The organism is Saccharothrix obliqua (genome assembly GCF_019375475.1).
GTDB classification, from domain to species: domain Bacteria; phylum Actinomycetota; class Actinomycetes; order Mycobacteriales; family Pseudonocardiaceae; genus Actinosynnema; species Actinosynnema obliqua.
Genome location: NZ_JAHXGQ010000004.1, coordinates 600,798 through 615,308 on the forward strand (window position 1 = coordinate 600,798; position 14,511 = coordinate 615,308).

A 14,511-nucleotide genomic window follows, 5' to 3' on the forward strand; every position below is an offset into this window, starting at 1 on the left:
CTGTGCCGGCCCTCACCGCGGCGGCCCGCGAGTCGGTCTCCTCGCCGACGTCTCCCGCGCCGGCCGCCTCGGCGGCAGTCCCCGGGTTGGTCCCCGCTGCGGCATCCCGCGGGTCGGTCCTCTCGGCGGCGGCCCCCGCACCGGCCCCTTCGGCGGCGTCGCGCGTCACCGGTTTCCCCGAGGTCTTGTGCCTGCGGCCGGGACGTGACCGGCCAACGAGCCGGATTCCGGGTCAGCGGGCGGCGGCGTGTGCGGGCGGGCCGGTGTCGCGTTCGCCCGTCGGTTCGATCTCACGACCGCAAGGGTTCCACTGGTGGCGGTGCCGTGCATGACAGCCCCGGGCGCGGCCGGCGTGCGACCGCGCTTCCACCACACCGGGCGAAGCGCTGATCTGCCGCGACACCCCGTAGATCGTCCACAGTGGATTCCCACCCCGTCGACCACCTGTCGTGTCGAAGCGTGCGCGCTGGGTTACCGCGAGCGGTAGCGTGGGGTGCCGTGGGGAGACTCCGCGATGCCGACCTCGACCGGTTGATCAAGGTGCTCCGCGAGCACGAGCACGAGCACGACGCGAACGCGCAGGCCGTGCCGGACCGGGTCCTCGGCGTGCTGGGCCGGGTCGTGCCCGGCGACATCCTGGCCTACCAGGTGATCGACGAACGCACCGGGCGCTCCCGGCAGGTGGCGCTGCCGAGCGAAACCGTCAACCCGCAACGCGAGGCCGTGTTCGAGCGCGGACTGCCGGACCACCCGCTCCTGCACCACATCCGCGACCACCCGACGAGCGGCGCGGTGCGGCTCAGCGACGTCACCACGCGCGGCCACCTGCACAACCTCGCCATCTACCACGAGTTCTACCGCCCGCTCCGGGTCGAGCACCAGGTGCTCCGACCGCTGCCCGCACCACCCCACACCCACGTGATCGTGGTGGTCAACCGGTCGCGCACGGACTTCTCCGACACCGAGCGGGACCTCCTCGACCTCGCCGGCCCCGCGTTCGGCGGGTTCCTCCGCGCCGCCGAGGCCCACCGCTGGCTGGACGCCGCGACGGCGGCGCTGGACGACCTGGACGACACCGCTTACGGCGTGGTCGAGCTGGGCGCCGACGCGACGGTGCGGACCGTCAACCGGGCCGGCCGGCTGCTGCTGTCGGCGTACTTCCCGCGCCGCGTGGCGGAAGGCCGCACGCTGCCGGACGAACTGGTGTCGTGGCTCGCCGAGCAGCGCCGCGTCCCCCACCACGACGCGCCCGGCCCGCCGCGCCCGTACCGGGTGACCCGGGGCGAGCGGCGGTTGACGGTGCGGCTGCTGCGCGGTTCGCTGCTGCTGTCCGAGACCCGGGCCGAACCACCGGGACCGCCGACCCCGGCGACCGGGTTGACCGCGCGGGAGACCGACGTGCTGTGGTACGTCGCGCACGGCCGCACGACAGCGCAAGTGGCGCGTGCGTTGCGGATCAGCCCGCGCACGGTGGAGAAGCACCTCCAGAACGTCTACGCCAAGATCGGCGTCACCGGGCGGGCCGAAGCCGCGTTGCGCGTGTTCGGCGGGCGCGCATTCCAGGAGCCGTGGCATTTCGGCTCACCGGACTGAGGCGTCCACCCGTTCGGGCTACGTGGATTCGCGAGTAGAGGGGCCTCCGCGGACCGGGCCAAGCTGATGGGGTCACGACGGCCGGCCGACCCGCCGGCCGACCACACCCCAGTCGGAGGTTCCCTTGTCGTGTTCGCCGTGGTGGCGGATCGGCTTGGCCGCGGTCGGGTCCGTCGCGTCCCTGTCGATCGTGGTCGCGTCCGGTGTGACGTCCGCGTCCGGTCCGCCCACACCCGCGTGCGAGGTCCGCACCGACGTGGTCCCGGTCCTCCTCGTGCCGATCCCGCCCGGAGCGCTGTCGTGAGGACACCGTGCTGCGCGCGGGGACCGCCCACCCGCAATCCGCCGAACCGGGTCCGGTCGACCGCGCCCGACCGGACCCCGGGCCTGTTGTGCACTTTGGGGCACGCGGGCCACGCGGGGCCAGGAAGTCCGACACCGCGCCGCCCACCGCCGGGCGCGGCGCCCGGAGCCGGTCGCCGCGCTGGCTGGTCAACCCGTCGCACAACCGTCCCCTGTGGACTCCACTGCCACAGGGATTCCCTGTCACCACGTCAATTCCACGAGCGGCAAGCGGCTCTCCACCGAGAGGGAAGCTTGCCCTCGAATCCCTTGTCCGGTGCGGAGCGACCACGGTTGAGTTGCCACCGTCACATCCGGGGGGAACTCAAACGGAAGAAGAGGACAGTGTCGAGAATCCGCTTGTTCGCGGCCATCGCCGCGATCGTGGCCGGTGCGGCGATGACCGTCGCGGTGGCCGCGACCACCGCGAGCGCCGCCGCCTGCGCGCCTGCTTGGAGTTCGTCCGCCGTATACACCGCCGGAGGCACGGCCGCGCACAACGGCCGGAACTGGTCGGCCCAGTGGTGGACCCAGAACGAGACGCCGGGTTCGGCGGCGGTCTGGGCGGATCAGGGGGCCTGCGGTGGCACGAACGCGCCGGGCGGCTGCGACTACCCCAACTGGGTCGCGGGCCAGTTCTACGCCGCCGGCAACATCGTCCGGTACACCGACGGCAAGTTCTACATCGCCGAGCACGACAACCCGGGCTACGACCCCGTGATCTCCACCTGGTACTGGGACCCGTACACGGGTTGCGGCACCACCAACCCGCCCAACCCCGGCGGTTTCGTGGTGACCGAGGCCCAGTTCAACCAGATGTTCCCGAGCCGCAACGCCTTCTACACCTACCGCGGCCTGACCGACGCGCTCAGCGCCTACCCCGGGTTCGCGCGCACCGGTAGCGACACCGTGAAGAAGCAGGAAGCGGCGGCGTTCCTGGCCAACGTGAACCACGAGACCGGTGGCCTGGTGCACATCGTGGAGCAGAACCAGGCGAACTACCCGCACTACTGCGACACGAGCCAGCCGTACGGCTGCCCGGCGGGGCAGGCCGCGTACTACGGCCGCGGTCCGATCCAGCTGAGCTGGAACTTCAACTACAAGGCCGCCGGCGACGCCCTGGGCCTGCCGCTGCTGACCAACCCGTGGCTGGTGCAGAACGACGCGGCCGTGGCGTGGAAGACCGGCCTCTGGTACTGGAACACCCAGCGGGGCCCCGGCACCATGACCCCGCACGACGCCATGGTCAACGGTCGCGGGTTCGGTGAGACGATCCGGAGCATCAACGGCGCCCTGGAGTGCAACGGCCGCAACCCGGCGCAGGTGCAGAGCCGCGTCAACGCCTACCAGCGGTTCACCGGCATCCTCGGCGTCACGCCGGGCAACAACCTGAGCTGCTGAGGCTGGAGACCGACCAGTCGGGGAACAAGGGGGCGAGCGGTGCGGCTGCCGGGTCGGCGACGACCCGGCAGCCGCACCCTCGTGACACGACCGTCCACTGCGGACGCGGATGGCCTCACCTCGTCCCGGACCGGCTCCCGCACCGCGGGCACGCAATGCCTCCAGGTGTGCCGGCAGGAGGATGCGCTGCTGCCACCGCGCCCTCTTCGCACCGGGCTGTTCGAAGTCGGTGAACCACTCCGTCGCGGCCATCTCGCGCTCGTTGTCGAACACCGGGTTGACGGAGGTGTTGTCGCCCGCGGAATCCTTGTGGAACAGCGGCACCCGCCACGTCGACGCACAAGATCGTTGGTGTACAAGGGTTCCCCCACCCGGCCCACGTCGAATGGCGGCACATCGGGGCTCGTGCCCGCAGAATTGCGCCGACGCCCCCGCGGCGCGGTGGCCGGCCCTACAGTGGGCGACCTGGTGATTCGCCTCCACGCAACTCCACGTCCCCCGCCAGATCCGGCGCAGAGGAGTGTTCGATGACCGAATCCGAGAAGAGACCCGGCCGCACCCGTCGGCTGGGCGCGTTGGCGATGGTGATCGCGGCGTTGTTCGCCGGTGTTTCCTCCGCCGACGCGAAACCGGTACCGGCCGGTCCCGTCGACCCGGCCGCCGCACCCGACCTGACGCCCCGGTGGACCAGTGCGTTCGGCCGCGCCAAGTACCGGTCCTCACCGGTGGTGGCGGGCGACTACGCCTACATCGGCGACACGGACGGGTACCTGACCAAGCTGCCGTGGGCGACGGGGACCGCGGCACAGTCCCCGACGTTCACGCCCTCCTGGACCACCAACGCGTGCTTCAACGGCATCTACTCCGATCCCGTCGTGGGGAACGGACTCGTGTACGTCGGGACGGCCGGCGGCGTGCTCTGCGCCTTCGACGACCGGACCGGCGCGCTCGTCTGGCGGCACTTCATCCCGAACCAGGGCTGGGTGAACGGCCCCACCCTCGCCGGGAACACGGTGTACGCGTCGACCCACTTCGGCGACGTCGCGGCGTTCGACGCGCTCACCGGCACGCGGCGCTGGACCGTCAACATCGGCGACTCCGACGCCCAGCGCCCGGTGAACGCCTCACCGACCGCGCTGCCCGGCGGTGAGGTCTACATCGGAGCCTACGACGGGCGGGTCGTCCAGGTCGCGCCCGTGCACCGCCAGTTGGCCAAGTTCGACGGCCGCATCACGGACGCGGTCGCCACCGACGGCGCCAACCTCTACGTCTCGGTCGACAAGCTGACCGCGCCGGGCGCGGGCACCGTCCGCGTCGCATCGCTGACGCCGGCGGGCCAGGTCCGGTGGAACGTCGAGACGAACCTCGGCGTGACCTGGAACGGCCTGATCCACGGACCGGCGGTGGTCGACGGCATCGTGTACGTGCCGACCCACCACAACCTCGTCTACCTGCGCAGCGACAACGGCAACCGCGTGGCGCTCGCCGACACCAACGGCCTGCAACCGACCACCCCCGCCGTCGTGAACGGCGTCGCCTACGTCGGCGGTGTCACCAGTGGCGAGATCACCGGCGCGTTGCAGGTGTTCGAGGCCAAGACCGGCCAGTTGCTGTACTACTCGCACCGGCCGACGGCCGCGCTCACCGTGCCCGCGATCACGCCGGACGGCACGGTCCTCCTCGGGGGCGGCAACTACCAGGGCGGCGGCGCGGTCTGGGCGTTCAAGCCGTCGAACGCGCCGCGCAACCAGTAGCCGCGGTGCCCCGTGGTGGCGTCGGCCGCGGCTCGACGCCACCACGCCGTGCCGACCGCGGTCAGCAGAAGTCGCACTGGTCGGGCTGGTTGCCGTTGATCCGGACGCGCACCAGCTCGATCGACGGCGGGTCGGCGATGTAGTAGGACGTGTCGATGCCGCCGCCGGTGCCCCGTGCGCCCGGGGTACCCGGCTCGCCGCCGGTCGCCAGGCTCGGCCCTTCCTTCCCGCCGCCGCCCGTGGCGTTCTCGGTGATCGCCAGGTCCTCCAGGTGGGCACTGCGCTTCTTCGCCACGTGGATGCCGCCGCCGAGACCGCCGCCACCGCCCGAGCCGCCGTAGCCGTGCAGGAGGTCGGAGGTGCCGCGCCCGCTCGCGCCGCCGTCCGCGCCGGCACCGGTCCGGTTGCCGGACACGCGACCACCGGAGATCCACACCATCGGGTTCGTGGGCCCGCTGCCGATCTCGACGCCGCCGCCGTTGCCGCCCTTGCCGCCGTACGCGGCGGTGCCCCCGAGCCCGTTGGGCGCGCCGCCGTCGCCGCCACGCGCGCCGACACCGCCGTTGCCGGTGTGGTTGCCCACGACGTCCGTGCGCTCCAACGTCACCGAGCCGTCCCCGTAGAAGGCGAGACCGCCGCCGGCACCGCCGGAACCACCGGAGCGACTGGTCCGCTTGTGCCGGTCGCCGCCGCCCTGGCCGCCCGTGACACCCGAACCGCCCGCGCCCGCGTCGGCCGCGGCACCGCCGTCGCCGGTCGTGTTGCCCAGGACCCGGCTCAGGACCGCGGAAACCGGACCGGCGCTGTCGATGGCGCCACCGCTCCCACCGTCGCCGGCCCGGCCCGGTCGGCCACCCTCGCCACCCGCGCCGGCCGTCGAGTCGGCGCCCGCGCCACCCCTGCCCGCCGCACCGCCGGCACCCGTGCGGTTGCCCACCAGGGTGCTGTCGACCACGGCCAGGTCGCCCGAGCTGAAGATCGCACCACCGGCACCGCCGTCGCCACCGTCACCGCCGTCGCCACCGGCTGCCCCGTCGACACCGCCCGCGCCGCCGTCACCGCCGCGCGCGCCGCTGCCCGACGCGTTGTCCTCCAGCACGGACTGCCGCACGGTCAGGGAGCCGGCGTTGAACACCGCGCCGCCCACGCCGCCCGCACCGCCGCCGCTACCCGGCTGCCCGGCCGCGCCGTGACCGCCGGGCGCACCGTCACCGGCCCGGTTGCCCGACACCGTCGACCGCGCCAGCAGCACCCGGCCCGCGTTGTCGATCGCACCACCGTTCGCGCCACCCGCGCCCGGCTCGCCGCCGTCCGGTGCGTGCCCGCCGCTCAACGTGACGCCGTCGAGGGTGAGGACTCCGCCCTGCACCACCTGGAACAACCGGAACTGCGGCGCGTTGGGGTCCCGCCTGATCGTCGTGTTGCGCCCGATCAACGCGACGTACCCGCCGATCACGGGCAACCCGTTGCCGCCGAGGGATTCGCTGAGCGTGTAGGTGCAGCCCTCCGCCAGCGTGTACTGACCGTTCGCACCGTCGACCGCCGCGATCAACGCGGCTGCGTCGCACGGCACCTTCAAGGCGGCGTTCGCCGCGGGTGCCGCGACCACGCCGCACCCCAGCACGAGGACCGCCGTCCCCGCTATTCGCCGGATCATGCCCTCTCCCTTCGGCCGACGCACCCCATCCTGGCGCGGCGGGCATTTCCGGAGAATCGACGAAACGGCCGAACTCCGACCGCCGAGCGCAATGCGAATTCCGCGTCGACCGAAATAGGAATTCCGCGCCGATCACGCGTCGACCGGGCCGGTGGACCCGCGCCGAACGCCCGATGCGGGTGAAAGGGCGGGTTCGACCGGGTTGACCCGCCGGTTCCCGGGAACACTCCAGGGAGGTGCCGAGCGGAAAGGGCGGGTCGTGGACGGTGAGGTCGAACTGCGGGTGGACGGGCGGACCAGGCGGCTGCGAGTGGACAACCGGACGACGCTGCTCGACGCGTTGCGCGACGGGCTGGGCGTGACCTCGCCGAAGAAGGGCTGCGACCACGGCCAGTGCGGCGCGTGCACGGTCCTGCTGGACGGGCGGCGCGCGGTGACGTGCCTGTCGTTCGCCGTGGTGCACGACGGCGCGGAGGTCGTCACGGCCGCGGGGCTGGGCGACGGCGAGCGGCTGCACCCGGTGCAGGAGGCGTTCCTCGACCGGGACGCGTTCCAGTGCGGTTTCTGCACACCCGGCCAGGTGTGCTCGGCGGTCGGCGTGCTGGACGAGGTCGCGGCGGGGCACCCGAGCGCGGTGACGGCCGACCTGACCGGCCCGGCCGAACTGTCGCCCGAGGAGGTCCGCGAGCGGATGAGCGGCAACCTGTGCCGGTGCGGTGCCTACGTGCGCATCGTGGAGGCGGTCCGGGACGGTGCCCGGTGATCCCGTTCGACTACCGGCGGGCGGCGGACGTCGAGGGCGCCGTGGCCGAGGCCGCCCGCACCGGCGCGGCGTTCCTGGCGGGTGGCACGAACCTGGTGGACCGGATGAAGCTCGGGGTCAGCGCGCCGGAGGTGCTGGTCGACATCAACCGGCTGCCGCTGGACGGGGTCGAGGAGCTGCCGGGCGGTGGCCTGCGGGTCGGTGCGACCGTGCGCAACAGCGACCTGGCGGCGCACCCGGTGGTGCGGCGGGACTACCCGCTGCTGTCGCGGGCACTGCTGTCCGGTGCTTCGGGCCAGTTGCGCACCCTGGCCACCACCGGCGGCAACCTGCTCCAGCGGACCCGCTGCCTGTACTTCCAGGACACGTCGACGCCGTGCAACAAGCGGGAGCCGGGCAGCGGGTGCTCCGCGATCGACGGCCACAACCGCCAGCACGCGATCCTCGGCGCTTCCGAGCACTGCGTCGCGGTGCACCCCTCGGACATGGCGGTCGCGATGGCCGCGTTGGACGCCACCGTGCTCGTGCACGGTCCGGGCGGGCCGCGCACCGTGCCGTTGACCGACCTGCACCGGCTGCCCGGCGACGAGCCGCACCGCGACACCGTGCTGTCCGCCGCCGACCTGATCACCGCGGTGGACCTGCCACCGCTGCCCCGCGGCACGCGTTCGCTGTACCGGAAGGTCCGCGACCGCGCTTCGTACGCGTTCGCGCTGGTTTCGGTGGCCCTGGTGCTGCACGTGGACGACGACGTGGTCCGGGACGTGCGGATCGCGTTGGGCGGGGTGGCGCACAAGCCGTGGCGTGCCCGGCGGGCCGAGGGGGTGCTGCGTGGCCGTCCCGTGTCGGCGGACGTCTTCCTGGAGGCCGCGGAAGCCGAGCTGGCGGACGCCCGGCCGTTGTCCGGCAACGCGTTCAAGGTGCCCCTCGCCCGCAACGTGATCGTGTCCGCGCTGCGCGACCTCGCCTGGGAGGAGCGATGACCGACCTGCTGCGCCCGCGTGCGATGGGCCGCTCGCCACGCCGTGTCGAAGGCCCGGCCAAGGTCACCGGCACCGCACCCTACGCGAGCGACCAGCCCGTGCACGACCCGGTGCACGCGTGGCTGGTGCAGGCGGAGGTCGCGCGTGGCGTGGTGACGTCGGTGGACACCGGTCGGGCGCTGGCCGAGGAGGGCGTGCTGACCGTGCTCACGCCCGACAACGCGCCGCGCCTGGCGTCCACCGAGGACGCCGAGCTGGCGGCCCTCCAGTCGCACGACGTGGACTTCCGCGGGCAGGTGCTGGCCGTGGTGGTCGCCCGGACGCCGGAGACGGCGCGGCACGCGGCTTCCCTCGTCCGGGTGGTGGTCGAGCAACGGCCGCACGACGTGCGCCTGAGCGGCGACCGCGCCGACCTCTACGCGCCGGAGCAGGTCAACGGCGGCTTCGAGACCGACACCGCCGAGGGCGACCTCGCGGCGGGGCTCGCGCAAGCCGCGCACGTGGTCGACCGGACGTACACCACGGCTTGGTACAACAACAACCCGTTGGAACCACACGCCACCACCGCGGTGTGGTCGGACGAGAACCTGCTGCTCTACGACTCCACGCAGGGCGTGCACACCACGCGTGAGGCCGTGGCCGAGACCTTCGGCCTGTCCCCCGAGCGTGTGCACGTCATCTCGCCCCACGTCGGCGGCGGTTTCGGCGCCAAGGGCACCGCGCACGTCCACGCGATCCTCGCCGCCATGGCCGCGCGTGCCCTGCCCGACGTCCCGGTCAAGCTCGCCCTCACCCGGCAGCAGATGTACTCGCTGGTCGGCTACCGGACGCCCACCATCCAACGGGTCCGGCTGGGCGGCTCCGCCGACGGCCGGCTGACCGCCCTCGCGGTGGACGCGATCGGGCAGACCTCCCGGTTCAAGGAGTTCGCCGAGCAGACCGCCGTGCCCGCGCGCACCATGTACGCCGCACCGCACCGCCGCACCACCCACCGGCTGGCCGCGCTCGACGTGCCCGTGCCCGCGTGGATGCGCGCGCCCGGCGAGTGCCCCGGCATGTTCGGCCCCGAGGTCGCGATGGACGAACTCGCGATCGCGTGCGGGCTCGACCCGGTGGAGTTCCGCGTCCGCAACGAACCCGAGGTCGAGCCGGAGAGCGGCAAGCCGTTCTCCAGCCGCAACCTCGTGGCGTGCCTGCGCGAGGGCGCCCGCCGCTTCGGCTGGTCGCACCGCGACCCCACGCCCGGCGCGCGCCAGGAGTCCGGGTGGCGCGTCGGCACCGGCGTGGCCGCGTCCACCTACCCGGTCAACCGCTCGCCCGGTTCGGAGGCCAACATCCGCTTCACCGCGCCGGGCCGCTACCGCGTGGAGATCGGGGCCGCCGACATCGGCACCGGCACGTGGACGTCGCTCGCGCAGATCGCCGCCGATGCGCTGGGGGTCGACCACGGCGACGTCGAACTCCGGATCGGTGACACGCGCCTGCCCAAGGCGTCCGTGGCGGGCGGGTCGTCCGGCATCACCTCGTGGGGTTCCACCGTGGTGGCCGCCGCGCGGGCGTTCCGCGAGAAGTTCGGCGACCGCCCCGACGACGGCGACGAGACGTGCGTGGCCATGCCCGAGTCGTCCGCGTCCGACGACTACGCCATGCACGCCTTCGGTGCCCAGTTCGCCGAGGTCCGCGTGCACGTCGACACCGGGGAGGTGCGCGTGCCCCGCCTGCTGGGCGTGTTCGCCGTCGGCCGGGTCGTCAACCCCCGCCTGGCCCGTTCGCAGCTCGTCGGCGGCATGACCATGGGCCTGTCCATGGCCCTGCACGAGCACAGCTTGCTGGACGAGCGGTTCGGCCACGTGGTCAACCACGACCTTGCGGAGTACCACATCGCCACCAACAGCGACGTCCCCGACGTGGAGGCGCACTGGATCGAGGAGCACGACCCGCACACCAACCCGATGGGCACCAAGGGCATCGGCGAGATCGGCATAGTCGGCACCGCCGCCGCCATCGTCAACGCCGCCCACCACGCGACCGGCATCCGCGTCCGCGACCTGCCGCTGACCCTCGACCACTTCGTGCGCTGAACGGCGTCAGCCCTTGAGCGGGTCGTGCCCCCAGTTCATCAGGGAGTAACGCCACCGCGTGTGCTCGACGTCCCCGTCCGGGCGCTGCGCCAGGTGCCGGTGGACGTACCCGACCACCTTGCGCATGTGCTCCTGGTCGTCCTCGGTCAACTCGCCCTTCTTCTTCCGCAGCAACCGCACGATCCGCCGCCCGGACTCGTGCCCGACCGACTCGCCGCCGGTGGACTGGCCGACCGACTTCGACTCGTCCGTCTCCAGCCACCGCTCCAGCTCGGTCGCCGTCATGTTGACGGCCTGGTCGAACTCGTCGCTCATGGGTGCCTCCCGCGGGGAGTCTGGGCCGGGGTGGCGGGCCGCGCACGGCGTTGTCACCCGGTGGGGTGGCCTTGTGCTCGTCATGGCGGTGTCCTCGGCACACGACGCAGCCACCGACACGTTCGCGGCGACCGGTGTTCCCCCGAAGCGGACGTGCAGGCGGTGTGCGCCGGGGTACTCCCGAGCCATGAGCATCAACCCGATCCAGGTCCAGAAGTTCCTCTCCGGGGTCGACTACCCGGCCACCAAGGACGACATCGTGAGCGCCGCCCGGTCGCAGGGCGCCGACAACGACACCATCGACGCCCTGCGCAACCTGCCGCGCGACGACTTCAACTCGCCCAACGACATCAGCGAGGCCATCGGCCAACAACGCTAGGTCCTCAGAGGTGGGGTGGTTGGCCTGCTGTGATCTCGGGGTCGTGGTGCGCGGGCGTGGGTTGACCGGCGAGCAGTGGCAGGCGAGTGAACCGTCGGCAGACGTCTTCCCCGCGCCAGGCGGGGTGATCCCGCGGCTGCCGCCCCGGAAACTTTCAGGGAGCCTGCCTGAAAGATAGGACGCCCGCCCGCCCACGGTCCTCCCGCGCCGGCCGGGGTGGGTCCTGGAAGCTGTCGCCCGCGAAACTTTCAGGAAGCCTGCCTGAAAGTTAGGGCCTGCCCGACGACTGTCTTCCCCGCGCCCGCGGGCGGCCCTGAAGGCTATCGCCTCCCCACGAAACTTTCAGGAAGCCTGCCTGATAGATAGGGACCTGCCCGACCACCATCCTCCCCCGCGCCGGCGGGGGTCCAGGCGCACGTGGCGGACTGCGCGGTTGTGGACCCGGCACCGGCGGGGGTGGTTCGGGCTGCGCTTCGGTTTGAGGGCAGGTCCTAGGCGGTTCTCAGAACTCCCGACGCACCTCCTCCAGCACCGCCCCGGTGCTGTCCCGAACGGTCAACACCACCCCGGTGTCCCCAGGCTTCAACGCCGCCAGGACGACGGAACCGGCCACCGGCACGGTCGTCACGTTGGTGGTACCGGGGATGAACGCGCTCACCGAAGCCACCCGCGCGTCAGTGACCTCGGCGATCACCGCGAAAGTGGTAGAACTCCGGTAGGGCACCGAAACTTCCGTGTTCTCGACAAAGTCGTAGTACATCCGCACACCGCGCAGGGTGGCGGTGGACAACGCCGTTCCCGCCCACTCCGGGGCGTCGAGGCGGTTCAGGTCGTACACCGCCGTGGTGCGGTCCTGGCGGCACAGCAACAACATGTCCGCGTAGTGGCCCAGTTGCACGGATTCCGTCTCGCTCAACCGGACGAACTGCCCGGCACGCCACGCCGCGTGGTCCGGGACCGGTTGCCCGCCGCTGCCCAGGCACAGGCCCAGCCTGCGCCCCTCGGGGCTGGTGCGGTCCTGCGGCACGACCTCCCGGTCGGTCGCCGTCCCGGCCGGGGCCGGTGGGCTCAGCTCCACCTCCTGCACCACCTCCGCGGAGTCGGTCACCTCCGGTCGGGCCACCACCGCGTCGGCCGTGAAACCCGCCGGCACGAGGAAAACGGGGCCGAACCGGGCCGCGAGCGCCTGCGTGCCCGCACCGCGGTCGCGGAGCGCGAACGGACGCGGGTCGGGTCCGGTGAAACCCGCCCAGGAACCCGTGGTCGTCCGGAAAGCCGCCGTGAGCGTGCCGGGGTCCGACCGCGGTTCCGACACGGTGACCGTCGCCGGTGTCGTCTCGCAGAACACCACTCCGGCTGGGGTTTCGAACGCCACCAGGTCCACCCGGAACCGCGAGGCCGTGGCGATCGGGCGCCAGCGCTCGGGCGGCGGCAGGTCGGCGGACCCGGCGTGACAGCGCCCCGCCGCGCCCTCCGGTGCTTCACCCGGGCGCACGGCGTACCGGTCGGCCGCGTCCGGCAGCCGCAGTTCCGGTGTGCCCGTGCGGTTCTCGCCCGCCGGCGCGGCGTCCCGGTCCGCGACCCGCACCACCGCGGTGGTCACGACGGCGAGGGCGACGATCGCGGCGCCGACCTTCAGCGGGAGGTGGCGTGGCCGGTGCTCGTCGAGCCCGGCGCGCAGGCGCACCAGCGCGGCGTCCCGCACCCCGTGGGGCAGCGCCTTGCGCGGTGGCAGGTCGAGGTCAGACATCGGTTCCCCCGTCGGTCAGTTCGCGGAGTCGGGCACGGGCGCGGGCGGTGCGGGAGCGCACGCTGGCCTCGGTGATGCCGAGCAGGCGTGCCGCGTCGCCGGTGGAGACCTCGCCCAGCAGGCACAGCCGCACGACTTCCCGCTCCGCGCGCGGCAGGCGTTCGACGGCCGCCAGCACGCGGCGCAGCCGGCGTTCGGCGAAATCTCCCTCCACCACCGCTTCGGCGTGGTCGCGTTCCGGCGTCGCCCGGGACAACCGCTGCACCAGGGCGGCGAAGCGGGCGCCCGCGCGGCGCTGGTCGCGGGCCAGGCGGGCGGTGACGGTGAACAGCCAGGGCCGGGCCGAGTCCCTGGTGAGCACCGCTCGGCCGCGGGTGCGCCAGGCGTTGAGGAACGCGGTGGACAGCAGGTCGTCGGCCTGCGCCCAGGACGCCGTCAACCGGTAGGCGTAGTTCCACACGGCCTCGGCGTGCCGTTGGAACAGCTCGGTGAAGGCCGCGTGCGCGTCGGGGCCGTCGGTGGCGATCCTGCGCCACAGGTCCGCGTCCGACCCGGTGGGCGGACCGGTACCGGGGGCGTCGCTCAACGCCAGGACCCCCGTCAAGTGCGGTTCGGTCATGCACGGTATGAGGGCTCAGCCCGACCGGCGCTGCCGTGTCGCCGGTCACACCGCCGTCAGAGGAACGTGCGCTGGAGGAAGGCGCGCTCGACCTCGGCGTGTTCCACCACGGGGCCGGGCACCTCCGTCGGGCCGCCGGCGGCGAGGCCGTTCAGGAAGATCGCGATCTGCCGCCGGGCCATGTGGTCCCAGTTCCGGCCGCGCGCCAGGGGTTGGGTGATGACCGCGCTGAAGACGATGACGTCCGTGGCGTTGACCGCGCAGCGGATGCTGCCGTCGGCCCGGCCGGCGGCGATGAAGTCGTCGATCCCGCGGTGGATCGACAGGCGTGCCTCCACCGCGGGCGGGGTGACCAGTGCCGGCGAGCCGTGCAGCGGCAGGACCAGCTGATCGCCGATGGCGACCGCCTCGGCCAGGAACCGGCCGATCGCGGGCAGACCGCTCACGCCTCCCGCGCGTATCCCGTCCAGGATCTCGCCGAGCAGGCCGTACGCGCGGTACTCCAGCGCTTGCAGCAGGGCGCTGCGGTCCGGGTAGCTGCGGTAGAGGGTGCCGACCCCGACACCCGCCTCGGCCGCGATGGTGGCCAGCGGCGCGTTGCGCCCTTCCCGGAGCATCACCTCGATCGCCGCCTCGAGGATCCGCCTGCGGTTGTCTTCCGCGTCCTGGCGGGGTTTCCGGGGCATCCACTCACTCCTCGCGCGCGTGCGGCGTCCGCCGGGCGGCGGACCTGGACAGTGTCAGCGATCGTAAGCTAGCATCGTTAAGCGGACGAAATGCTCCACTTTCTTGCGAGAGGCGCCCCGGACCACACCGCTCGGCGCCCCCACGGAAGGAGCCTTCACAGCACTCCCAGCCCGTTTCGGCGTGCGGA

General features: G+C 72.9%; 13 protein-coding genes. 7 read left to right on the top strand and 6 right to left on the bottom strand.

What is annotated here, in order from left to right; all coding sequences use genetic code 11:
* Positions 1-498: 498 nt before the first annotated feature.
* Positions 499-1,593 (top strand): helix-turn-helix transcriptional regulator, encoded by a 1,095-nt coding sequence (locus tag KZQ38_RS16080; RefSeq protein WP_219442809.1) that lies wholly within the window; start codon positions 499-501, stop codon positions 1,591-1,593.
* Between the two features lie 72 nt (positions 1,594-1,665).
* On the opposite strand, the gene KZQ38_RS16085 is transcribed toward KZQ38_RS16080, so the two are convergent.
* Positions 1,666-1,845 carry a hypothetical protein gene (locus tag KZQ38_RS16085; protein WP_219442811.1) on the bottom strand — a complete coding sequence of 60 codons (180 nt, stop codon included), beginning with the start codon at positions 1,843-1,845 and terminating at the stop codon, positions 1,666-1,668.
* A 435-nt stretch (positions 1,846-2,280) separates the two neighbouring features.
* On the opposite strand from KZQ38_RS16085, the gene KZQ38_RS16090 reads away from it, so the two are divergent.
* Positions 2,281-3,336, top strand: coding sequence for a glycoside hydrolase family 19 protein (locus tag KZQ38_RS16090; protein WP_219442813.1), 1,056 nt, complete (start codon positions 2,281-2,283; stop codon positions 3,334-3,336).
* 527 nt (positions 3,337-3,863) lie between these two features.
* On the top strand, positions 3,864-5,090 hold the full coding sequence (locus KZQ38_RS16095) for an outer membrane protein assembly factor BamB family protein (protein WP_219442815.1): 1,227 nt from the start codon (positions 3,864-3,866) through the stop codon (positions 5,088-5,090).
* A 61-nt stretch (positions 5,091-5,151) separates the two neighbouring features.
* Here KZQ38_RS16095 and KZQ38_RS16100 read toward each other — a convergent pair whose 3' ends face one another.
* The gene (locus tag KZQ38_RS16100) at positions 5,152-6,747 is read right to left on the bottom strand and encodes a hypothetical protein (protein WP_219442817.1); all 1,596 of its coding nucleotides are present in this window, start codon (positions 6,745-6,747) and stop codon (positions 5,152-5,154) included.
* A 259-nt stretch (positions 6,748-7,006) separates the two neighbouring features.
* Between KZQ38_RS16100 and KZQ38_RS16105 the strand changes: the two genes are divergently transcribed.
* The 3 genes from KZQ38_RS16105 to KZQ38_RS16115 are packed head-to-tail and all read left to right on the top strand — an operon-like array spanning position 7,007 to position 10,574.
* Positions 7,007-7,510, top strand: coding sequence for a 2Fe-2S iron-sulfur cluster-binding protein (locus KZQ38_RS16105; RefSeq protein WP_219442819.1), 504 nt, complete (start codon positions 7,007-7,009; stop codon positions 7,508-7,510).
* Positions 7,507-8,493, top strand: coding sequence for an FAD binding domain-containing protein (locus KZQ38_RS16110; protein ID WP_219442821.1), 987 nt, complete (start codon positions 7,507-7,509; stop codon positions 8,491-8,493). The genes KZQ38_RS16105 and KZQ38_RS16110 overlap by 4 nt, the downstream gene beginning before the upstream one ends.
* The gene (locus tag KZQ38_RS16115) at positions 8,490-10,574 is read left to right on the top strand and encodes a xanthine dehydrogenase family protein molybdopterin-binding subunit (protein ID WP_219442823.1); all 2,085 of its coding nucleotides are present in this window, start codon (positions 8,490-8,492) and stop codon (positions 10,572-10,574) included. Before KZQ38_RS16110 ends, KZQ38_RS16115 begins: the two co-directional genes overlap by 4 nt.
* Positions 10,575-10,580: 6 nt before the next feature.
* Here KZQ38_RS16115 and KZQ38_RS16120 read toward each other — a convergent pair whose 3' ends face one another.
* Positions 10,581-10,889: a DUF3140 domain-containing protein gene (locus KZQ38_RS16120; RefSeq protein ID WP_219442825.1), complete on the bottom strand. Its 309-nt coding sequence runs from the start codon at positions 10,887-10,889 to the stop codon at positions 10,581-10,583.
* A gap of 187 nt (positions 10,890-11,076) precedes the next feature.
* On the opposite strand from KZQ38_RS16120, the gene KZQ38_RS16125 reads away from it, so the two are divergent.
* Entirely contained in the window at positions 11,077-11,268 is a 192-nt protein-coding gene (locus KZQ38_RS16125; RefSeq protein ID WP_219442827.1) for a DUF2795 domain-containing protein, read from the top strand.
* A gap of 502 nt (positions 11,269-11,770) precedes the next feature.
* Here KZQ38_RS16125 and KZQ38_RS16130 read toward each other — a convergent pair.
* From KZQ38_RS16130 to KZQ38_RS16140, 3 genes are read right to left on the bottom strand one after another with little or no spacing between them, the layout of a single operon-like run.
* Positions 11,771-13,018, bottom strand: coding sequence for a hypothetical protein (locus tag KZQ38_RS16130; RefSeq protein WP_219442828.1), 1,248 nt, complete (start codon positions 13,016-13,018; stop codon positions 11,771-11,773).
* Entirely contained in the window at positions 13,011-13,637 is a 627-nt protein-coding gene (locus KZQ38_RS16135) for an RNA polymerase sigma factor (RefSeq protein WP_219442830.1), read from the bottom strand. Before KZQ38_RS16135 ends, KZQ38_RS16130 begins: the two co-directional genes overlap by 8 nt.
* Before the next feature lie 56 nt (positions 13,638-13,693).
* Positions 13,694-14,323: a TetR/AcrR family transcriptional regulator gene (locus KZQ38_RS16140; RefSeq protein WP_219442832.1), complete on the bottom strand. Its 630-nt coding sequence runs from the start codon at positions 14,321-14,323 to the stop codon at positions 13,694-13,696.
* Between the last annotated feature and the right edge of the window lie 188 nt (positions 14,324-14,511).